At 32.8% G+C, this 21,510-nt stretch carries 21 protein-coding genes; 1 reads left to right on the top strand and 20 read right to left on the bottom strand.

Features of this window, described 5'->3' with window-relative positions:
- Positions 1-88: 88 nt before the first annotated feature.
- From hisF to P7122_RS07250, 20 genes are all read right to left on the bottom strand, one after another.
- Positions 89-844 (bottom strand): imidazole glycerol phosphate synthase subunit HisF, encoded by a 756-nt coding sequence (gene hisF, locus P7122_RS07345; RefSeq protein WP_278005133.1) that lies wholly within the window; start codon positions 842-844, stop codon positions 89-91.
- Positions 845-921: 77 nt separating this feature from the next.
- On the bottom strand, positions 922-1,656 hold the full coding sequence (gene hisA / locus P7122_RS07340; RefSeq protein WP_278005132.1) for a 1-(5-phosphoribosyl)-5-[(5-phosphoribosylamino)methylideneamino]imidazole-4-carboxamide isomerase: 735 nt from the start codon (positions 1,654-1,656) through the stop codon (positions 922-924).
- Between the two features lie 76 nt (positions 1,657-1,732).
- Positions 1,733-2,314: an imidazole glycerol phosphate synthase subunit HisH gene (gene hisH / locus P7122_RS07335; protein ID WP_278005131.1), complete on the bottom strand. Its 582-nt coding sequence runs from the start codon at positions 2,312-2,314 to the stop codon at positions 1,733-1,735.
- 67 nt (positions 2,315-2,381) lie between these two features.
- Entirely contained in the window at positions 2,382-3,515 is a 1,134-nt protein-coding gene (hisB, locus tag P7122_RS07330; RefSeq protein WP_278005130.1) for a bifunctional histidinol-phosphatase/imidazoleglycerol-phosphate dehydratase HisB, read from the bottom strand.
- 45 nt (positions 3,516-3,560) lie between these two features.
- Complete coding sequence (locus tag P7122_RS07325; RefSeq protein WP_106688738.1) at positions 3,561-3,848, bottom strand: GIY-YIG nuclease family protein; 288 nt, start codon at positions 3,846-3,848, stop codon at positions 3,561-3,563.
- Positions 3,849-3,872: 24 nt separating this feature from the next.
- Entirely contained in the window at positions 3,873-4,934 is a 1,062-nt protein-coding gene (gene hisC / locus P7122_RS07320; RefSeq protein WP_278005129.1) for a histidinol-phosphate transaminase, read from the bottom strand.
- A 2-nt stretch (positions 4,935-4,936) separates the two neighbouring features.
- Entirely contained in the window at positions 4,937-6,256 is a 1,320-nt protein-coding gene (gene hisD / locus P7122_RS07315; RefSeq protein WP_278005128.1) for a histidinol dehydrogenase, read from the bottom strand.
- A 78-nt stretch (positions 6,257-6,334) separates the two neighbouring features.
- Positions 6,335-7,192 (bottom strand): ATP phosphoribosyltransferase, encoded by an 858-nt coding sequence (hisG, locus tag P7122_RS07310; RefSeq protein ID WP_278005127.1) that lies wholly within the window; start codon positions 7,190-7,192, stop codon positions 6,335-6,337.
- Between the two features lie 251 nt (positions 7,193-7,443).
- A complete protein-coding gene (locus P7122_RS07305) occupies positions 7,444-8,256 on the bottom strand; it encodes a prohibitin family protein (protein ID WP_278005126.1) in 813 nt (270 codons plus the stop codon).
- 10 nt (positions 8,257-8,266) lie between these two features.
- Positions 8,267-10,300, bottom strand: a complete 2,034-nt coding sequence (locus tag P7122_RS07300) for a VWA domain-containing protein (protein WP_278005125.1) — start codon at positions 10,298-10,300, stop codon at positions 8,267-8,269.
- Positions 10,301-11,356 carry a hypothetical protein gene (locus tag P7122_RS07295; protein WP_278005124.1) on the bottom strand — a complete coding sequence of 352 codons (1,056 nt, stop codon included), beginning with the start codon at positions 11,354-11,356 and terminating at the stop codon, positions 10,301-10,303.
- 3 nt (positions 11,357-11,359) lie between these two features.
- Positions 11,360-11,896 carry a hypothetical protein gene (locus P7122_RS07290; RefSeq protein WP_278005123.1) on the bottom strand — a complete coding sequence of 179 codons (537 nt, stop codon included), beginning with the start codon at positions 11,894-11,896 and terminating at the stop codon, positions 11,360-11,362.
- Between the two features lie 38 nt (positions 11,897-11,934).
- Positions 11,935-12,681, bottom strand: coding sequence for a 3-oxoacyl-[acyl-carrier-protein] reductase (gene fabG / locus P7122_RS07285; protein WP_278005122.1), 747 nt, complete (start codon positions 12,679-12,681; stop codon positions 11,935-11,937).
- A 152-nt stretch (positions 12,682-12,833) separates the two neighbouring features.
- Positions 12,834-13,706: a succinate--CoA ligase subunit alpha gene (sucD, locus tag P7122_RS07280; RefSeq protein WP_278005121.1), complete on the bottom strand. Its 873-nt coding sequence runs from the start codon at positions 13,704-13,706 to the stop codon at positions 12,834-12,836.
- Between the two features lie 97 nt (positions 13,707-13,803).
- Positions 13,804-14,739, bottom strand: coding sequence for a UDP-3-O-(3-hydroxymyristoyl)glucosamine N-acyltransferase (locus P7122_RS07275; RefSeq protein ID WP_278005120.1), 936 nt, complete (start codon positions 14,737-14,739; stop codon positions 13,804-13,806).
- Positions 14,740-15,306, bottom strand: coding sequence for an elongation factor P (efp, locus tag P7122_RS07270; protein ID WP_278005119.1), 567 nt, complete (start codon positions 15,304-15,306; stop codon positions 14,740-14,742).
- Positions 15,307-15,327: 21 nt separating this feature from the next.
- Positions 15,328-16,113, bottom strand: coding sequence for an acyl-ACP--UDP-N-acetylglucosamine O-acyltransferase (gene lpxA / locus P7122_RS07265; protein WP_278005118.1), 786 nt, complete (start codon positions 16,111-16,113; stop codon positions 15,328-15,330).
- 91 nt (positions 16,114-16,204) lie between these two features.
- A complete protein-coding gene (locus P7122_RS07260; protein WP_278005117.1) occupies positions 16,205-17,611 on the bottom strand; it encodes a bifunctional UDP-3-O-[3-hydroxymyristoyl] N-acetylglucosamine deacetylase/3-hydroxyacyl-ACP dehydratase in 1,407 nt (468 codons plus the stop codon).
- Positions 17,598-18,626 carry a UDP-3-O-(3-hydroxymyristoyl)glucosamine N-acyltransferase gene (lpxD, locus tag P7122_RS07255; RefSeq protein WP_278005116.1) on the bottom strand — a complete coding sequence of 343 codons (1,029 nt, stop codon included), beginning with the start codon at positions 18,624-18,626 and terminating at the stop codon, positions 17,598-17,600. Before lpxD ends, P7122_RS07260 begins: the two co-directional genes overlap by 14 nt.
- Before the next feature lie 51 nt (positions 18,627-18,677).
- The gene (locus P7122_RS07250) at positions 18,678-19,907 is read right to left on the bottom strand and encodes an HD domain-containing protein (RefSeq protein WP_278005115.1); all 1,230 of its coding nucleotides are present in this window, start codon (positions 19,905-19,907) and stop codon (positions 18,678-18,680) included.
- 33 nt (positions 19,908-19,940) lie between these two features.
- On the opposite strand from P7122_RS07250, the gene porX reads away from it, so the two are divergent.
- Positions 19,941-21,494, top strand: a complete 1,554-nt coding sequence (gene porX, locus P7122_RS07245) for a T9SS response regulator signal transducer PorX (protein ID WP_278005114.1) — start codon at positions 19,941-19,943, stop codon at positions 21,492-21,494.
- The last annotated feature ends 16 nt before the right edge of the window (positions 21,495-21,510 follow it).

Below are 21,510 nucleotides of genomic sequence, written 5' to 3'. Positions count from 1 at the left end.
TTTCTTAGCTTTTCTGTCATTTCGAGCGAGCACAGCGACGAGAAATCTCATAATTTTAAAGATTCTTCGCTTTGCTCTTAATGACAAGTTATAATCTCACAGAAACACCTTTCTGTTTTAATTCTTCTTTTAAATTTTTTATTTCAATTTCACCAAAATGAAATACACTTGCAGCCAAAGCTGCATCTGCTTTTCCTTCTTTAAAGGTATCTGTAAAATGCTGAATAGTTCCTGCTCCACCAGAAGCAATTATCGGGATATTTACAGTCTCTGATAGTTTAGCCAAAGCTTGATTTGCAAATCCGTTTTTTGTTCCGTCATTATTCATAGAGGTAAACAGGATTTCGCCTGCGCCTCTTGTTTCAACTTCTTTTGCCCAATCAAATAAATCTAATTCGGTTGGAATACTTCCACCAGCTAAATGCACTTTCCATTGTCCATTAACTTGTTTAGCATCTATAGCAACCACAACACATTGACTACCAAATTTACTTGACAATTCGTTTACTAATTCTGGTCGTTTTACTGCTGAAGAATTTACAGATATTTTATCTGCACCAGATTTTAAAAGTAAATCTACATCTTCAACACTTGAAATTCCGCCACCAACGGTAAATGGAATATTGACTTGTTCGGCGACTTTAAGCACCATTTCAATCATTGTCTTTCTACCTTCTAAAGTTGCTGAAATATCTAAAAACACCAGTTCGTCTGCGCCTTTTACCGCATACTGTTTTGCTAATTCTACAGGATCGCCTGCGTCTCTTAAATTAACAAAATTAACGCCTTTAACGGTTCGACCGTTTTTGATATCTAGACAAGGTATGATTCGTTTTGTTAGCATTTATTTGGCTTTTGGCTCTTGGCTTTTTGCTTCTAACGTGTTGCTAAAAGCAAAAGGCTAAAGGCTAATTATTTATATTATAAAAAACGTTCTAATTCTTTTAAACTTATTCTGTTTTCGTAAATGGCTTTCCCGATAATTACTCCATCGCAACCAATTTCAGATAATACTTCAACATCTTTAATTGTTGTTACTCCACCAGAAGCGATTAGCTTTACAGATTGATCTGAGCTACCATTAGTACATTGGTTAATTATTTTTTTATACAAATCTACGGATGGACCTTGAAGCATTCCGTCTTTTGAAATATCTGTACAAACCACATACTGAATACCATTTTTTTGATATTCCTGAATAAACGGAACAACTTCTAAACTACTTTCTTCTAACCAACCAGAAATAGCGATTTTTTCATTTTTACAATCGGCACCAAGAATGATTTTTTGGGTTCCGTATTTATTAATCCATCGTAAAAAAGTGTCGGTGTTTTTTACAGCTATACTGCCACCTGTAATTTGTTTAGCACCAGAATTAAATGCTATAAATACATCGTCGTCAGATTTAAGTCCGCCACCAAAATCAATTTTTAAATTGGTTTTTGTCGCTATCTTTTCTAACACTTTATAATTGACTACGTGATCTGCTTTAGCGCCTTCTAAATCTACCATATGCAAGTATTCTATGCCTGCATCTTCAAATTGCTTGGCAACTTCTAACGGATTTTCATTGTACATTTTTGTAGTGCTATAATCGCCTTTAGTTAATCTTACGCACTTTCCTTCTATTATATCTATTGCTGGTATTATTCTCATAATCATTTCCTGCGTAGGCAGGAATTTTTTTAGTTAATATACAGGCTTCAACTGCGCTCAGCCTGACATTTTCATTTTATAAATTGATGAAATTTCTCAAAATTTGTTCACCTGCTAAGGATGATTTTTCTGGATGAAATTGCACACCGTAAAAATTATCTTTTTGTAATGCTGAAGCGTATGCTACATCATAAGTTGTTGTTGCGATTGCGTCTTTGCATTGTTCTGCATAATAACTATGCACTAGATACATAAACTCATCATCTTTAACTCCTTTAAACAAATCTGATTGAAGGTTATTAATCGTGTTCCAACCCATTTGTGGCACTTTTACCGTGTTTGAAAAGCGTTTTACATCTACATCAAAAATGCCTAATCCTTTTGTATTACCTTCTTCTGTAGATTTACACATTAATTGCATACCTAAACAAATTCCTAAAACAGGTTGTTTTAACTGCGGAATCAAACGATTCAAACCTGATTCTTTTAGCTTTTGCATTGCACTACTCGCCTCGCCTACACCAGGAAAAATCACTTTATCTGCTGCTTTAATTTCTTCAGGATTATTGGTTAACAACGCTTCAAAACCTAAGCGTTTAAAAGCAAATTGAATGCTTTTGATGTTTCCTGCACCGTAATTTATGATGACTATTTTCATTTTTAAGCTTTTGGCTTTTGGCCTTTAGTTTTTAGCTAACAGCTAAACGCTAAAGACTAGAAGCTAATTACAACATTCCTTTTGTACTTGGTAAAATCATTTTCTCAACATCGCGTTTTACAGCCATTTTTATTGCTTTAGCAAATGCTTTAAAAATCGCTTCAATTTTGTGATGCTCGTTTGTACCTTCTGCTTTGATGTTTAGGTTACATTTTGCGCCATCTGTAAAGGATTTAAAGAAGTGAAAAAACATTTCGGTTGGCATTTTACCAATCATTTCGCGTTTAAAATCGGCTTCCCAAACCAGCCAGTTTCTACCACCAAAATCTATTGCAGCTTGCGCAAAACAATCATCCATTGGTAAGCTGAAACCATATCGTTCTATTCCTAATTTGTTTCCTAAAGTCGTTGCAAACACTTCACCTAAAGCAATTGCTGTATCTTCAATAGTGTGATGCTCATCTACTTCTAAATCACCATCAACTTTAATATTTAAATCTAATTGTCCGTGACGCGCAATTTGGTCCAACATATGGTCGAAAAACGCAATACCAGTATCGATATTACTTTGTCCTGTTCCGTCAAGATTTAAATCGATTTTAATCTTGGTTTCGTTTGTGTTTCGCTCGATGCTTCCTGTGCGTTCTTTGGTTTTTAAGAATTTATAGATTTCTTCCCAATCGTTACTTTCTAAAGCGATAAACTGATCTAAAGCATCTCGTTGTACCGTAATTTCATCCGTTCCTAAATTGGTATTATCATTGATAAATATACCTTTAGAGCCAAGGTTTTTGGCTAATTCGACATCGGTTAATCGGTCACCAATAACAAATGAATTTTCTAAATCGTAATCTTCGCTAAAATACTTGGTTAGCAAACCTGTATTTGGTTTTCGAGTTGGTGCGTTATCCTTAGCAAAAGTTCTGTCGATAAATTGTTCTTCAAAAAGAACACCTTCGTTTTCAAAAGATTGAAGTACAAAATTGTGAACAGGCCAAAACGTATTTTCTGGATACACATCTGTTCCTAATCCATCTTGATTGGTAATCATTACGATTTCAAAATCTAATTCTTTTGCGATTTTACTTAAATACGTGAAGACTTTTGGATAAAATACCAACTTCTCAAAACTATCGATTTGCTCGTCTACTGGTTCTTTAATCAATGTGCCATCACGGTCTATGAATAGTACTTTTTTCATTTGATTAACTTGTTAATCAATCCTGAACTTGTTTCAGGATCTATTTTAAATTTTCAATGTTTTTAGTTCTGGATTGTTTTCTTTTACAAGATTCCATTTCCACTCTTTATGCCAATTTTTCAATTGTTTTTCTCTTTGTTTAGCCTCTTTTTTCTTTTCGAATGTTTCTAAATGAATCAAATCAAAAACATTATACTTTTTAGTAAATACGGAACCTTTCCCATTTTTATGCTGAATTAATCGCGTTTTAATATTTTCAGTATACCCAACATATAAAACAGTCCTGTTCTTATTAGATAATATATAAGTGTAATATGTTTTTAGTTTTTCCATTTATTTAAAGTTCCTGAAACAAGTTCAGGATTTCGAAATTGATTGCATTACTGCAATCAATTTCTCATTCTCATCACTTGTGCCAACCGTAAAACGTAAACAGTTGTTGCAAAGCGGCTGATTGGTTCGGTTGCGAACAACGATGCCTTTTTCTACTAACTGATTGTATCGATTAGTCGCATCATCAACTTTTACTAACACAAAATTAGCTTGTGTTGGATATATAGTATCAATCCAAGTAATCGACTTTAAGGCTTTAATTAACAAGCTTCTTTCTGAAATTATATCCTGAATTTCGTTTTTAACGTCTTGTTGCTTTTCTAAACGTTGAATTGCCTTTTGCTGCGTTAATTGATTGACGTTATATGGTGGTTTTATTTTATTTAAAATTGAAATAATTTCGGTAGATGCGAAGCAAATCCCTAGTCTGATTCCTGCCATTCCGTAAGCTTTAGATAGCGTTTGCGTGACTATTAAATTTGGAAAATCTGATAATTTTGATATCCAACTTTCTTCTTCTGAAAAATCGATATACGCTTCATCAATGACTACAATTCCTCTAAAATCAGTTAATAATTTTTCAATTTTAGACGCTTCAAAACTATTCGCTGTTGGATTGTTTGGCGAACATAAAAATAACAGTTTTGTATTGTCGTTTTGAGTGTTAAGAATATCGTCAACTTTAGGTTGAAAATCAGTATCCAATTCAACCCTTAAAACGTCTATAGCATTTGTATTAGCTAATACGTCGTACATACCGTAAGTTGGCGGTAATGTAATGATGTTATCTTGATTTGGCTCGCAAAACGCTCTAAAAATTAAGTCTAAAACTTCATCACTTCCGTTACCTAACAGGATATTCTCGGTTGGAATGTTTTTTATGCTTGACAACATCGATTTTACATCCTTTTGTTGCGGATCAGGATAACGATTTACACCATTTTCAAATGGATTTTCATTTGCATCTAAGAAAATTATTTGGTTTGATGTTGCATCCTTAAACTCATCTCTCGCAGAAGAATACGGTTTTAAGGCTGAGATGTTTGGTCTAACCAGTTTCAATAAATCAAAATCTTTACTTCTCATTATTATTCTGTTTTCGAGTTTGAGATTCCTGCCTGCGCAGGAATGATATCTTTTAATCTAATAGAAACTGCGTTTTTGTGCGCTTGTAAACCTTCTGCTTCTGCCATTAGTTCTATGGTGTTTCCTATATTTTTCAAACCTTCTTTTGTGATGTTTTGAAACGTAATGGCTTTTGTGAAACTGTCTAAATTTACGCCTGAGTAGGCTTTGCTAAATCCATTGGTTGGTAAGGTGTGATTGGTACCTGACGCATAATCGCCAGCACTTTCTGGTGTGTAATTACCAATAAATACCGAACCTGCATTTTGAATGCCATTAACATAAAAGTTGTTGTTTTTAGTAGCAACAATAAAGTGTTCTGGACCATAATCATTAATTAATTCTAACGCTTCTTCATTAGTTTTCACTAAAATAGATTTTGAATTATTGATAGCTTGTTCCGCAATATTTTGTCTTGGTAATACTTTAATTTGCGTTTTAATTTCAGTTTCAACTTCATTTATAAAATTCTCAGACGTTGATACTAAAATCACTTGACTATCAGTTCCGTGTTCTGCTTGACTTAATAAGTCTGAAGCCACATAACTTGCATTGGCGCTATCATCTGCCACAACCAACAGTTCGCTTGGTCCTGCAGGCATATCGATAGCAACACCATATTTTGTGGCCAATTGCTTAGCAACAGTTACAAATTGGTTTCCAGGACCAAAGATTTTATAGACCTGTGGAATAGTTTCGGTTCCAAATGTTAATCCAGCAATCGCTTGAATACCACCAACTTTTATAATTTTAGTCACACCGCAAAGTTGAGCTGCGTATAAAATTTCGTTAGCAATTTTACCGTCTTTATTTGGTGGCGAACATAAAACAACTTCTTTACAACCAGCGATATTTGCAGGAATTGCCAGCATTAAAACTGTTGAAAATAATGGTGCTGTACCAGCAGGAATATAAATTCCAATTTTTTGTATGGCACGTTTTTCTTGCCAACAGGTAATTCCAATAGATGTTTCTACGCTTACCCTTTCTGTTTTTTGTGCTTTGTGGAATGTTTCAATGTTTGACTTTGCTTGGTTAATCGCAGCTTTTAATTCTGATGATAATTTTGAAGATGCTTCTTCGATCTCTTGTTTAGTTACGAGATTAGATTGTAAATCAGCGCCATCAAATAAGCTAGTGCACTTATTTATAGCAGTATCACCGTTGCGTTGTACGTCTTCAAAAATTTGATTAACCGTACTTTCTATATCGTTTACGGTTTGTGTTGGTCGCTTTAAAAGTTCTGACCACGTGTTTTTATTTGGGTATTTTATTATTTTCATTTCTTCTCGTTAATTAGGCTTCGACTGCGCTCAGCCAGACATTAATTTTAAATATTAGATTCCTGCCTGCGCAGGAATTTAGAGCACCATATTTTCAATTGGACAAACTAATATGCCTTCAGCACCATTGGCTTTTAATTCGTCTATAATTTCCCAGAAATCGTTTTTGTTGATTACCGAGTGTAGTGAACTCCAACCTTCTTCAGCTAGCGGTAAAACAGTTGGACTTTTCATTCCTGGTAAAATATTTATAATGTCGTCAACCTTGTTATTTGGTGCATTTAGTAACACGTAGCGTGAGTTTCTAGCTTTTAAAACCGATTGTAATCTAAACTGTAACTTGTTTAAAATCGCTTGATTTTCAGAAGAAATTTGAGGTGAAACTGCTAAAACAGCTTCCGATTTTAAAATGACTTCAACTTCTTTAAGGTTGTTTTTAAAAAGTGTGCTTCCGCTAGATACAATATCAACAATTGCGTCTGCTAATCCAATGTTTGGCGCAATTTCTACAGAACCGTTAATGATGTGTAAATTGGCGTTAACGTTGTTGTCTTTTAAAAATTGGTTGACTGTGTTTGGATAAGACGTTGCAATACGTTTTCCATCTAAATCTTTAATGGAATTGTAGCTTTTTCCTTTTGGAATCGCTACAGACACTTTACAGCTAGAAAACCCTAGTTTCTCTGCAATCGTGATGTCTTGTCCTTTTTCTACCAAGACATTTTCACCGATAATAGCGACGTCTACAACACCATCTTTTAAATATTGAGGAATGTCTCCGTTGCGTAAATAAAAGACTTCTAGAGGAAAATTTTTAGCCGATGCTTTGAGTTGATCTTTACCATTATCAATAGAAATACCAACGTCTTTAAGGATTTTCATAGAATCCTCATTTAATCGTCCTGATTTTTGAATTGCAATTTTTAGTTTACTCATTTTTCTTTTTTGTTAAAGTGTTTGAGTAAATCTTTTTGGGTAAGATTCCTGTTTTCACAGGAATGAAAAAAACCGCTTGATTTACTCAAACGGTTTTAAAAATATCTTGGTTTTATTCAATACATCTTCAGCTCGCTTGAGTGCAAGTATGAAAATGATGATGATGTAATTGAATAAAAGTCATGTCTTGTTTTGTTCTGGACAAATTTTCAAAAAATATATTTAGAATTCCAAACGTTTAACAAAATTTTTTACTGATTGCCTAATATTATTGGCATTCCACTATCGCCTGAACCGATGACAACCACCTTACTGTTAGGTGATTCAGCCAATTTATTTGTTGCTTCTATACCTTTATCTTGAAGAATCTTATCCGTTAAAGACGCGCTTAAAATCTTGTTAGCATCCGCTTTACCTTGTGCTTCTATACGTTGTTTTTCGGCTTCTTTTTGAGCTGTAACTAATCTAAATTCGTATTCTAAAGATTCTTGCTCTTGCTTTAATTTACGCTCTATCGCTTGCTTAATCGTTGCTGGTAGTTGAACATCCTCTACTAAAACACGTTTAACATTTACATATTGTTGATCTAGTAATTTTGTGACTTCATCTAAAATTTCTTGCTCAATAACATCTCTTTTACTAGAATACAATTGCTCTGGTGTGTACCTACCAACTACACTTCTAGCAGCAGCATTTACAGCAGGTGCTAATAATTCTTGAACATAATTTTCACCTTTTGTTTTTATTAATAAGCCTAATTTGCTGTATTCTGGCTCATACCAAACTGTTCCGTTAACATTAACTTCTAATCCATTTACAGATAATACATTCATTTTATCTGAAATAGATTGTTGCCTCACCTTTTTTATAATCATATCATTCCAAGGTGCAACAATATGAAATCCTTCGCCATAGGTTTGTGATGTATCAATACCATCTCCAAATCTTTTAAAAATAACACCACCTTCACCAGGTCCTATTGTTACTGCAGATTTTGCAATTAGTATAATTAAAACCACTAGTCCTATTACGACTGGAAGTGCTATTTTGGGTAATCTTTCCATTTTAATATTTTTAAATTAATCCGTTATATTTTCTAATAAACCACTCTGCAAATAAGCTTAAAACTATGATACCAAGTAGATATTTCCAATCGATCAAATGTACGATATTTTTAGAGCTTTTTTGAATGGTAGCGTATCTAGAATCTGTCAATAATTCTGAAATTAGGTCCTCTATTTCTGTATTGAAAACTGCATTTCCATTGCTATTTTTAGCTAACGATTGAAGCTTTTCTACATCAGCATTTAGAAACTGTTGTTCAACATTATACTCTAAAACTTCAAAACTGCCAGAAGCAGCAACAGATTCTGTGTTATGCTTTATAGTAAAATCATAGGAACCAGAAGAGATTCCACTTAGATCCACACTATAACTGCCATTGCTTAACAGAAGAGGCACTTCTCTAACACTATTATCTTCCTTGTTTTTTAATACTATGGTAAGTGCAGCAGAATTATCAAATTCATAATTTTTGTTGAAATACTGAGCTGTAATAATAACATCGTCATTTCCGTTGTAGAAAGATTTGTAATCGATATTAAGACGACTTCTCTTTTTGTTAGAGCTTAGATATTGAACTAATTTACCTATAAAATTATCGAAATCATTGAAACTTTCAGACTCTAAAAAAGATTGAGCTCTCCATCTCCATAAACCTTCACCAGATAATAACGCGTGCTTTGTGCTACCGATTTCGAAAGTTGATAGCATCGGTTGATTAGTATCTATACCATTTACAGATTTTGATAAAATAACATCATTAGGTACAGAAAATTCTATAGTTCCAAATTCTGATTGTAATGGTGGATAGTCTTCAAAAGATAAATTATCTACAATAAATGTGCTGTAGTTTCGGTTTAATTTTGGTTGAAAATCTTCAGATTGATTTGTTACTGTTTGCTTAAAAGCAGATTGAGAATTATTGAGTAAACTAAAGTTTGTTGTATTGCCAGTAATTATAAAACTGTTTAAGTTTTTATCTGAAATATTGCTTAAGACTTTGTTAAAGTTATTGTTTGGTTGATAAAGTATAACTAATTGAAAATCATTTACATTTTCAACATATTCATTCGGCTTTAAAACCGAAACACTTCGTTGCTCGTTGCTCTCTATAGACTTTTTTAATGCGCCTAAATCTGGATGTAAAATATCTGATACTAAGGCAATATTTGTTTTTTGATCAATAACTTCTACACCAAAATTTTTAGAATTGTTTACCGTATTTTTTTCTTGATTAAGCGGAGTCAATTCTACTTTGTATGTTTTTACACCAACTGAATTGGCAAGTAAAGTTGTTGAAACTATTTCAGATGTTTTTTCTGCATTAAACTGAATTGCTTTTCTAAAAACCAAACTGTTTCCAGACCATATTTTTAGTTCAGTATTTACAGTTTCGTTGCCGTTGTAATTTGCGATTACTTCAACAGGAAATTTATTTTTTAAAAACACATAACGATTAACGTTGAGTTGTTTAATACTTACATCTGTGTAGATTGTAGAATCTCCTAATATCACAGGATAAATAGGTTGCTTTACCGTATTACTTACAAAGCTGTAATCTGAGCCATACGTTTGGTTTCCGTCAGTTAATAGAACTATAGGTGCTACTTGGTTAGCATACACCTCTCCTATTTGTTTTAGTGAATTTGAAATATTGGATTGTTGTTCTGAAAAGTTTAAAGAATCAATTGGTTTTAAAGCTTTTCCGAAGCTATATGTATCTACATTAAATCGTTTCTTGATTTCGGAATTACCATTTAATAATTGATATATTTCCGTTGCATTTTGATCTTGTTCAAGGTATGAAACCGATTCTGAATTATCTATAGCGACAACAAGTGTCGGCTTTTCGTCATAAAAGGTTTTTGATTCGAATTTAGGATTGATGAGTAGCAGAAGTATACCTAATACAGAAATCGTTCTTAATACCGTTAATGTTGTCTTTAATTGGGTATTTAGCTTAGACTTGTAAGCATATTGAAACAGCGCTAATAAAAGCGCTGTTAATGCTGCAATAACGATATAGATTATTGTATCTGTTTGCAATTACTTTTTTAATGCTTTTTTTATGTGAGAATTAATGTCTTTAACATGCCTCTTCTTTAGGTTATACGAAGAAAGCATACCTGCAACATAATTTCTATATACTATTTCTCCAGTCTTTGAATTAACGATATGAATGAACTTTTGAGAATTTACTCTAACAAATCGCAGATAGTAAAACTCTTCTCCTGCCAAAATTCTTCTATCAATCTCGTCTTCATCTTGAAATTCGAATTTATAATCGTAACTATCAAAGGTGTCTTTAAAATCATCCTTGTCTTCTTTGGCTGTCATTTTCCAAGGATTATATTTAATTAAATGATAGTTTGGTATGTAAAGTGTTTGTTTAGATAGATTTTTTAACTCAGGTAAATAATCATTATCGTACATCCAATACTCTTCACCAGTTTTTAATTGATCATTAACTTTTTGAAAATAATTTTTTAGAAAACCAGATTTATAATTGTAAAACACATCTCTGCTGTAAATACTATCCATGATTACTGATGTATCTGAACTCAATGCAGTTGGGAGAAACGTATCTTTTGGAAATAAATCTACTCTGGCAATATTTTCTCTATTAGATGAAATTGCCTTATTGAGTTTTCGCTCATACTTTTTACTCTCTGGATCTAATTTTTTTATATCCTTTTTTAAGCCTTCATTATCTAGCATAAAAAAGTTTATATAGATATAGATGTAATCTACAATAGCTCCAGATTTCATCTGTTTCTGCTTGTGATAGCCTTCTAAATTCGCAAATGAATAATTACCATCTAAATAATTTAAGAGATTAAAATCCTCTCTCTTAACTAACTGATATGAGGTAATATCCCAAGAGTCACTTAGTAGTTTTTCATAAGTCTCTGTGTCTATGATATCTGAAAGCACAAAGATGGTTTCGGTATTTTTAAATTTACCTAACCTTTCTTTTGGAAACTTTTTGGACTTACCAACATGTCTTGGACCAATACTAACTTGAGAAAAGGAGTTGATAAAAAATAATAGTGCAAAAGATATAAGTGAATATTTAATACTTATAAAATTAAATTTAGTCATGCACTATTCTTTTTTATTGATTAAATCAAAGGCGTCCATAAACTTATTCAAGTTTTTAGTATTTACTTTACCTTCTAATGCTATAACCTGAGTTATGTACATAACGTTACCTACTAAATAGGCATTCATATATAATTCCATACCACTAGACTTAATCATTATTTTTCTTCCAGGATAACCATTTAAGGTAATGTTTTCATCAAACTCTAGAGTACCGTTAGTATTTTTTACAGCACCATTAACAGCACCATCTAATATAGATTTTATTTTCTCATCAGATATATCTGAAAATTGCTCTTCAGGATAATCACTGCTAATGACACTATAATAGGCATTATCTCCTGTTTCTACAGATGTATACCCAACCATATTCATATCTAACTCGCCAACAGCGGTTTGTACTTTTTGAACAGATTCTTCAGGAGTTCCTGGAAATTCAGTTACAAAAGCAAGCTCTTCTGATTTGTATTTCTTCCAATCCTGAGCTGTTATTGTTGATGCAAATACAAACAAAAAGATGGATGTCATTAGTAGTTTCATAATTTATAGTTTAATGGTTAATATTCTGCTGTTTTTGCTTAGGTAAGCATACCTCCATCAACGTTTAAGGTTTGTCCTGTAACATAAGCACTCATATCACTTGCAAGAAAAACACAAGCATTAGCAATATCTTCAGGATTTCCTCCACGTTTTAAAGGAATTGCTGCTCTCCAGCCTTTTACAGTTTCTTCATCTAATTTTGCAGTCATTTCAGTTTCAATAAAACCAGGAGCAATCACGTTACTTCTAATGTTACGAGAACCTAATTCTAATGCTACAGATTTAGAAAACCCAATAATACCAGCTTTTGAAGCTGCATAATTAGTTTGCCCAGCATTACCTTTTACACCAACAACAGAGCTCATGTTAATGATAGAGCCTTTTCTTTGCTTAAGCATTGTGCGTTGTACGGCTTTAGTCATGTTAAACACAGACTTTAAGTTAACTTCGATAACTTTATCAAAATCTTCTTCTCCCATACGCATTAGCAAATTGTCTTTTGTAATACCAGCATTGTTTACTAATATATCTATAGAGCCAAACTCAGCTACAACATCTTCTGCTAATTTTTGAGCTTCTTCAAAGCTAGCTGCATTACTTTGGTAGCCCTTAGCTTTAATTCCTTTACTGTTTAGTTCATTTTCTAATTCATTAGCAGCTTCAACAGAAGAGCTATAAGTAAAAGCTACATTAGCACCATGATCTGCAAAAACTTCAGCGATTCCTTTTCCTATACCTCTACTTGCACCAGTTATTATAGCTGTTTTACCTTCTAATAATTTCATATTTAATATTCTTGGTTTAGTTATTTTACGTTTTCGATTATCTTATCAAAGATAATAATTACAAATTGTACCAAATAAAAAACCTTACAACATTTTGTAAGGTTTTTAACAGTTTTATTCTGAAAAGAGTTTCTGTTTCTTATTTTAAGTTATTAACCTAAAACTTCAGCAACTTTCTTACCTATTTCAGCAGGAGAATCTACAACGTGAATTCCACATTCTCTCATAATTTTCTTTTTAGCTTGTGCAGTATCATCACTACCACCTACGATAGCGCCAGCATGACCCATTGTACGACCAGCAGGTGCAGTTTCACCAGCTATAAAACCAACGATAGGTTTTTTGCTTCCACTAGCTTTGTACCAGTTCGCAGCATCAGCTTCTAATTGACCACCAATTTCACCAATCATTACAACGGCTTCAGTTTCTGGGTCGTTTATTAACAACTCAACAGCTTCTTTAGTTGTTGTTCCAATAATAGGATCACCACCAATACCAATAGCAGTTGTTATTCCTAATCCTTGTTTTACAACTTGATCAGCAGCTTCATAAGTTAATGTACCAGATTTTGATACAATACCTACTTTACCTGATTTAAAAACAAATCCTGGCATAATACCAACTTTAGCTTCACCTGGAGTTATAACACCTGGACAGTTAGGACCAACTAATCTACAGTCTTTATCTTTGATGTAATCTGCAGCTTTTACCATATCAGCCACAGGAATACCTTCAGTAATCGTAATAATAACTTTGATTCCAGCGTCAGCGGCTTCCATAATTGCATCTGCAGCAAATGCTGGTGGTACAAAAATAATAGTTGTGTCTGCTCCTGCTTTTTCAACAGCTTCTGCAACTGTGTTAAAAACAGGCTTTCCTAAGTGCTCTTGGCCACCTTTTCCTGGTGTTACACCACCAACTACATTTGTACCATACTCGATCATCTGACCAGCATGAAATGTACCTTCACTACCTGTAAAACCTTGAACAATGATGTTAGAATCTTTATTTACTAAAACGCTCATTTGATATTGTTATTTTTAAGTTTTTATAAATTTAGTTGCACAAAAATAAGTCTTTTGAAACGTATTTACGAGCCCTTTTTATTTTTTCTGTTAGGAATTATAAATCTTTTAATTTTTGAAGAATTTCAGGGATTTTTTTAATCGATGCAATCTCTTTGTATTTAGACCTAAAATCATCTGCAGGAATCCCAAAATAACTTTTGTGACCTTCTAGAGACTTACTTACACCTGCCTTAGCCGAAATAACAGCTTTAGTTCCGATTGTAACTCCACTAGTAATGCCTACTTGTCCCCAAATAGTAACTTCGTCTTCAATTACAGTACAACCTGCAATACCTACATGAGAGGCAATTAAGCATTTTTTACCAATAATAGTATCATGTCCAATTTGTACCTGATTATCTATTTTTGTACCTTCTTTTATTGTAGTATCTCCAGTTACTCCTTTATCTATGGTACAACCAGCACCTATATCGACATTGTTTTCTATTACAACGCGACCTCCAGAAATTAACTGATCAAATCCTTCTGGTCTTTTTTTGTAATAGAATGCACTACCACCTAAAACTGTATTAGCATGGATAATGACGTTATCTCCAATAACAGCATCATCATATATACTAACATTAGAATGAATAACACAGTTTTTTCCAATGGTAACATTATGACCAATGAAGCAATTGGGTTGTATAATTGTACCTTCACCAATTTTAGAATCCTCAGCAATAGAAACATTAGATGATTTAAATGGTTTAAAATGAAGCGTTAACTTATTGAAGTCTTTAAAAGGATCGTCTGAAATTAAAAGCGCTTTACCTTCTGGGCATTCCACCTCTTTATTGATTAAGACAATTGTAGCTGCAGATTGAAGTGCTTTATCGTAGTATTTAGGATGATCTACAAAAACGATATCACCTGGTTCTACAACATGAATTTCGTTCATGCCTAAAACTGGAAAATCATCAGAACCAACATAATCTGTACCGATTAAATTGGCAATTTCTTTTAGAGTATATGGCTTTGGAAATTTCATTTATTCCTTAATACGCTCTTTGTAAGTTCCTTTTTCAGTTTCTATTTTAATCTTATCTCCTTCATTGATAAAAAGAGGAACATTAACAGTAGCTCCGGTTTCTACAGTTGCTGGTTTTGTAGCGTTTGTTGCAGTATTACCTTTAACACCTGGCTCTGTATGTGTAATTTCTAAAATAACAGTTGCAGGCATATCTACTGATAACGGCATATTATCTTCTGTGTTGATTTGAATTGTTACAATCTCACCTTCTTTCATTAAATCTGGTCTATCTAAGGCACCTTCTGTTAATTGAATTTGAGAATAATCTGCTTCATTCATAAAATGATAGTATTCTCCATCATTATATAAATACTGAAACTTGTGTGTTTCAACTCTTACGTCATCAATTTTATGACCAGCAGAAAAAGTATTATCTATAACTTTTCCGGTAGTTACACTCTTTAGTTTTGTTCTTACAAAAGCAGGACCTTTACCAGGCTTTACATGTAAAAATTCAATAATTTTATAAATATCGTGATTGTATCTAATACATAATCCGTTGCGAATATCTGATGTACTTGCCATTATTTTGTTTTTATTTCATTATTAATTTGATTTAAAATAGCCTTTCATAATTCCACGGTGAGAATTCTTTATAAATTGAAGAATTTCATCACGTTCTGGTGTGGCTTCCATTTCTGCTTCAATAATTTCTGAAGCTTGAGTATTGTTGTAATTTTTTTGATAGAGAATTCTGTAAACATCTTGAATTTCTCTAATTTTTTCGGTTGTAAACCCTCTTCTTCTTAATCCTACAGAGTTAATCCCTACATAAGATAACGGCTCTCTTGCCGCTTTTACGTAAGGCGGCACATCTTTTCTTACTAAAGAACCACCTGTAACAAAAGCATGATTACCAACAGATGCAAACTGATGCACTGCAACCATACCAGCTAATACTACATTATCTCCAATAGTAACATGACCTGCTAAAGTTGTATTATTTGAAAAGATACAGTAATTGCCAACTATACAATCGTGTGCAATATGACTATAAGCCATGATTAGACAATTGTTACCAATTACAGTTTTCATTTTATCTGAAGTACCTCTATTGATGGTAACGCATTCTCTTATGGTTACATTATCACCGATTTCTACAGTTGTATCTTCGTCATTGTACTTTAAATCTTGAGGAATTGCAGAAATAACAGCACCAGGAAAAATATTACAATTTTTACCAATTCGGGCACCTTCCATGATGGTAACATTGCTACCAATCCATGTACCTTCACCGATTTTTACATTATTGTGTATTGTTGTGAATGGTTCTATTACTACATTCTTTGCAATTTTTGCTCCAGGATGTACGTATGCTAAAGGTTGATTCATTTTCGGAATTTAATTTTTGATAAATAGGTGAAAATGTGTTCGCCTATTAACATATTATGAGCGATTTTAAAATTAATATTCGCTCGGTTCATTACTTAACTTTTGTTATTTGCGCCATTAACTCGGCTTCTGCACAAAGCTTACCATTGGCATAGGCATAACCTTGCATGTGGCATATACCTCGTCTTATTGGTGTTATAAGTTCGCACTTAAATATTAGTGTGTCACCAGGAACTACTTTTTGTTTAAACTTTACATTATCCATTTTCATGAAAAAAGTTAAATAATTTTCCGGATCTGGAACAGTGCTTAAAACTAAAATTCCACCAGTTTGAGCCATAGCTTCTACTATAAGAACACCTGGCATTACTGGTGCACCAGGAAAATGACCTTTGAAGAATTCTTCGTTCATGGTAACATTTTTCATACCAATAACGTGATTCTCTGTTAACTCATATACTTTATCTAGTAATAAGAAAGGTTGTCTATGAGGCAACATGTTCATAATTTGATTTACGTCCATTAATGGTGTAGAATTCAAATCTATTTGTGGAACGTTGTTGCGTCTTTCGTTTTTTATAATCTTAGACATTTTTTTTGCAAACTGAGTATTTACAAAATGTCCTGGTTTATTAGCAATAACCTTACCTCTTATGCGTGTTCCTATTAATGCTAAATCCCCAACAACGTCTAATAGTTTGTGACGTGCAGCTTCATTAGGATGATGCAAAGTTAAGTTATCTAAAATACCATTTGGTTTTACAGCTATGCTTTCTTTATCAAAAGCATGACGAAGCTTGTCCATAGTTTCTTCTGATAATTCCTTATCTACATAAACTATAGCGTTATTAAGGTCTCCTCCTTTTATTAGACCATGTTCTAACAACATTTCTAATTCATGTAAAAAACTGAATGTTCTTGCTTCTGATATTTCGGTTTTAAACTCTGATACAGAATTCATTGTAGCGTTTTGAGTTCCTAAAACTTTAGTCCCAAAATCTACCATTGTAGTAATTCTATATGTTTCTGAAGGCATAAGAATAATCTCGCTACCTGTAGATTCGTCTGCATAAGAAACTACATCTTTTACCACGTATTCTTCTCTAAAAGCCTTTTGCTCTACAATACCAGCACTCTCAATGGCTTCTACAAAAAACTTAGAAGACCCATCCATTATTGGTGGCTCTGAAGCATTTAATTCTATAACAGCATTATCTATGTCTAGACCTACTAATGCCGCCAAGACATGCTCGCAAGTTTGTATAGTTACGCCATTTTTTTCTAAACATGTGCCACGCTGAGTATTGGTTACATAATTTGCATCTGCTTCAATCTTTGGGTTTCCTTCTAGATCTACACGTTCAAATAAATAACCGGAATTTTCTGCACCAGGTTTAAATACTAATGTTACATCAGCACCTGTATGAAGTCCTACTCCATGAAGTTTTACTTCTTTTTCAATGGTCTTCTGTTTTACTTCTGTTTTAATTATTGCCATCTACTTTCTTTTCAATTTCATTTATATTTTTTACGATCTTTGGTAAATTCTTAAAATACACATAAGACTTATTAAAGTCTCCATAAGGTAATGCTGGTGATCCTTGTAAAACCTCATTATCTTTTACATGTCTACCAATACCAGACTGCGCTTGGATTTTTACATTATTACCTATTGAAATATGCCCAACGATACCAACTTGGCCTCCAATCTGGCAATTTTCACCAATTTTGGTAGAACCAGCAACACCAGTTTGTGCAGCAATTACAGTATTTTTTCCTATTTCTACGTTGTGCGCTATTTGTATTTGATTATCTAGCTTAACTCCTCGTCTTATAATAGTAGAACCTAGAGTAGCTCTATCTATAGTAGTACCAGCACCTATATCTACAAAATCTTCTAGAATTACATTTCCGATTTGAGGTACTTTAGAATATTCACCTTTTTCATTTGGAGCAAAACCAAATCCATCTGCACCTATTATAGCACCAGAGTTGATAACGCAATTATTTCCTATAATACAATCGGAGTAAACTTTACCACCAGAAAAAACAATGGTATTATCTCCTATTGTAACATTATCTCCTATATATGAGTTTGGAAATATCTTTACGTTTTTTCCTAATGTTACATTATCTCCTATATATGTAAATGCTCCTATATATATATCCTCACCTATTTTTGCTGAATCTGATATAAAACTAGGTTGTTCAATTCCCGATTTATTCAGTTTTATTTGGTTGTAATATTCTAAGAGTTTAGTAAATGCACCATAGGCATCATCTACTTTAATAAGTGTAGTACTTAAGTCTTCTTCTGGCTCAAAATCTGAATTAACTATTGTTATCGATGATTTTGTAGTGTATATAAATGACTTGTACTTAGGATTTGCCAAAAAGGTTAAAGACCCTTCTGTTCCTTCTTCTATTTTAGCAAGTTTAGAAACTTCAATATTAGGATTACCAACAACTGTACCTTCTAAAATACCTGCTATTTGTTCTGCTGTAAACTTCAATTATTTGATTTTATGATCATAGTTGGTTTTCGCAAAAATAGAAAAAATGTATCACATTTTCTTTTTAGGATAACACATATAGTATTTAGTCACTGGTTTACTAAGTGCTTTTAGGTTGAGTTGATCCGATGCTTTTACAATATCTTTTATTTTTCCAGACTTTAATTGTATGTTAATGTGCTGTTTTTTACTCTGATACGCCACATTGGTTATTTCGCCACTAAACACAAAATAATCTGCCTCTTCTTTTGATACACCATGCTTATGCATTAATGCATTGTGATGCATTTGTAATTCTGATGTTTTTATAGGCTTATTCTTTATTTTTATTTTTAATAAATCTCTATCTAGAATCATTTGACACAGATTACTAAGAACAAAATCTTTGTTATTTCTCCACACTTTCATTGCAGCAACAATGTCGTAATCATCTAGTTTAGCAAATATTGCCAAGGTATTATTATCAAAGCTATTTAGGTTAACTTCAGATGTTAAAAAGAAGTTTAAAGGCTCGCTACAACTTAGCTGTTCTCCTTGTTGCACTAATTCTTTTGCTCTTTTTAAGATTCTAGTTAATAATTGCTCTGCAGCTATACCTGTTTTGTGCAAGTAAACTTGCCAATACATAAAGCGTCTGGCTACCAAAAATTTTTCTACACTATAAATCCCTTTTTCCTCTACAACCAACTCATCATCTACCACATTGAGCATGGTTATTAAACGCTCGCTATTAATATTGCCTTCTGCTACACCAGTGTAAAAACTATCGCGTTTTAGATAATCTGCTCTATCCATGTCTAACTGACTAGATATAAGCTGGCACATAAATTTTCGAGGATACTCGCTTTTAAAAATTGAGATCGCTAACGTTAAACTTCCGTTAAACTCATCGTTGAGTTTTTTCATGAATTGAAGTGAAATTTCTTCATGAGAAATGTCATTTACAATGCTATGTTCCATTGCATGAGAAAAAGGACCATGCCCAATATCGTGCAATAAAATAGCAATTAAGAGACCACTTTCTTCATCTTTAGAAATTGAAACTCCCTTAAAACGAAGGACATTGATAGCTTTTTGCATTAAATGCATACTTCCTAATGCATGATGAAAACGTGTATGGTGCGCTCCTGGATATACTAAATACGATAATCCCATTTGCGTAATTCTACGTAGTCTCTGAAAGTATTTGTGCTGAATAAGATCAAAAATTAACGAATTAGGAATGGTAATAAATCCGTAAATTGGATCGTTAAATATTTTAAGTTTATTATTAGACTTCAAAATGAATATTCATTAATTAGAAAACAAATATACATGAACAACATAAATATTCTTTGGGTAGACGACGAAATTGATTTATTAAAGCCACATATTCTCTTTTTAGAACAAAAACAATATAAGGTAACTAAATGTCAAAGCGGTACAGAAGCTTTAGAGATTATTAACGATACTAACTTTGATATTGTTTTTTTAGATGAAAACATGCCAGGATTAACTGGCCTAGAAACATTAAACGAAATTAAAGAGCGTCGTCCTAATCTTCCTGTTGTAATGATTACAAAAAGTGAAGAAGAATATATTATGGAGGAAGCAATTGGTAGTAAAATAGCTGATTACCTCATAAAACCGGTAAACCCAAATCAGATTTTACTGAGTTTAAAAAAGAACTTAGATCATTCTCGTTTAATATCTGAGAAAACAACATCTAATTACCAACAAGAGTTTAGAAAAATAGCCATGGACTTGTCTATGGTAAATACATACGAAGAGTGGACTGACCTATACCAAAAGCTGATATATTGGGAGCTTCAATTAGAGGATATTGAAGATGTTGGAATGACAGATATTCTTGAATCTCAAAAAACTGAAGCCAATCTGCAATTCGGAAAATTTATTGAAAAGAATTATGAAGATTGGTTTCAATCAAAAGCTGACGCTCCTGTGATGTCTCACACGCTATTTAAGGACAAAGTTGTACCAGAGTTAAGTGACCAACAACCGACGATAATGGTTGTAATAGATAATTTACGCTACGACCAATGGAAAGCTTTTGAGCCTATAGTAAACAATTACTACAAAAAAACTTCAGAATTACCATTTTACAGTATTCTACCTACAGCAACACAATATGCCAGAAATGCAATATTCTCTGGTCTTATGCCTGCTGATATGGAAAAGCTGTACCCTCAATATTGGAAAAACGACACAGATGATGGTGGCAAAAATCTACATGAAGATGATTTTTTAAGAGAGCAACTAAAACGTCTTGGACTTACAAATCTTAAATATGAATACCATAAAATTACAAATTTAAAATCTGGTAAAAAATTAGTTGAAAATTTTAGAAGTCTTAAAAACAATGATTTAAGTGTTATAGTATACAATTTTGTTGATATGCTATCGCATTCTAAAACAGAAATGGAAGTTGTGAAAGAGTTAGCGTCTAATGATAAAGCCTATCGTTCTCTTACCCAAAGCTGGTTTAAAAATTCACCTTTATTAGAAATGATTCAGTTGTCCCAACAACTAGGTTTTAAATTAATTTTAACCACAGACCATGGTACTATAAATGTAAAAGCACCTTCTAAAGTTATTGGAGACAGAGACACAAGTCTCAACTTAAGATACAAAACAGGACGAAGTCTTACTTATCAAGAAAAAGATGTGTTAGCAATTAAAAACCCTAAGTCAGTACATCTACCAGCATTATCTATGAGTAGTTCTTTTATTTTTGCTAAAGGAGATTTGTTTTTAGCCTACCCAAATAATTATAATCATTATGTAAGTTATTATAGAAATACTTACCAGCATGGAGGTGTTTCATTAGAAGAAATGATTATTCCATTTGTAGTATTAGACCCCAAGTAAATCCTTAAAAAGCATA

Source organism: Winogradskyella marincola (assembly GCF_029624125.1).
GTDB lineage: Bacteria > Bacteroidota > Bacteroidia > Flavobacteriales > Flavobacteriaceae > Winogradskyella > Winogradskyella marincola.
The sequence above is the reverse complement of the archived record's forward strand: the minus strand, read 5'-3'. Positions and strand labels throughout refer to the sequence as shown.

Bases quoted from the DNA above. Each gene is read 5' to 3' on its own strand.
- porX (WP_278005114.1), top strand. From the start codon at position 19,941: ATGAACAACATAAATATTCTTTGGGTAGACGACGAAATTGATTTATTA.
- hisH (WP_278005131.1), bottom strand. From the start codon at position 2,314: ATGAAAATAGTCATCATAAATTACGGTGCAGGAAACATCAAAAGCATT.
- lpxA (WP_278005118.1), bottom strand. From the start codon at position 16,113: ATGAATCAACCTTTAGCATACGTACATCCTGGAGCAAAAATTGCAAAG.
- P7122_RS07305 (WP_278005126.1), bottom strand. From the start codon at position 8,256: ATGGAAAGATTACCCAAAATAGCACTTCCAGTCGTAATAGGACTAGTG.
- P7122_RS07275 (WP_278005120.1), bottom strand. From the start codon at position 14,739: ATGAAATTTCCAAAGCCATATACTCTAAAAGAAATTGCCAATTTAATC.
- hisD (WP_278005128.1), bottom strand. From the start codon at position 6,256: ATGAAAATAATAAAATACCCAAATAAAAACACGTGGTCAGAACTTTTA.
- hisG (WP_278005127.1), bottom strand. From the start codon at position 7,192: ATGAGTAAACTAAAAATTGCAATTCAAAAATCAGGACGATTAAATGAG.
- hisA (WP_278005132.1), bottom strand. From the start codon at position 1,656: ATGAGAATAATACCAGCAATAGATATAATAGAAGGAAAGTGCGTAAGA.
- P7122_RS07295 (WP_278005124.1), bottom strand. From the start codon at position 11,356: ATGACTAAATTTAATTTTATAAGTATTAAATATTCACTTATATCTTTT.
- hisC (WP_278005129.1), bottom strand. From the start codon at position 4,934: ATGAGAAGTAAAGATTTTGATTTATTGAAACTGGTTAGACCAAACATC.
- efp (WP_278005119.1), bottom strand. From the start codon at position 15,306: ATGGCAAGTACATCAGATATTCGCAACGGATTATGTATTAGATACAAT.
- hisF (WP_278005133.1), bottom strand. From the start codon at position 844: ATGCTAACAAAACGAATCATACCTTGTCTAGATATCAAAAACGGTCGA.
- P7122_RS07260 (WP_278005117.1), bottom strand. From the start codon at position 17,611: ATGGCAATAATTAAAACAGAAGTAAAACAGAAGACCATTGAAAAAGAA.
- fabG (WP_278005122.1), bottom strand. From the start codon at position 12,681: ATGAAATTATTAGAAGGTAAAACAGCTATAATAACTGGTGCAAGTAGA.
- hisB (WP_278005130.1), bottom strand. From the start codon at position 3,515: ATGAAAAAAGTACTATTCATAGACCGTGATGGCACATTGATTAAAGAA.
- P7122_RS07325 (WP_106688738.1), bottom strand. From the start codon at position 3,848: ATGGAAAAACTAAAAACATATTACACTTATATATTATCTAATAAGAAC.
- P7122_RS07290 (WP_278005123.1), bottom strand. From the start codon at position 11,896: ATGAAACTACTAATGACATCCATCTTTTTGTTTGTATTTGCATCAACA.
- sucD (WP_278005121.1), bottom strand. From the start codon at position 13,706: ATGAGCGTTTTAGTAAATAAAGATTCTAACATCATTGTTCAAGGTTTT.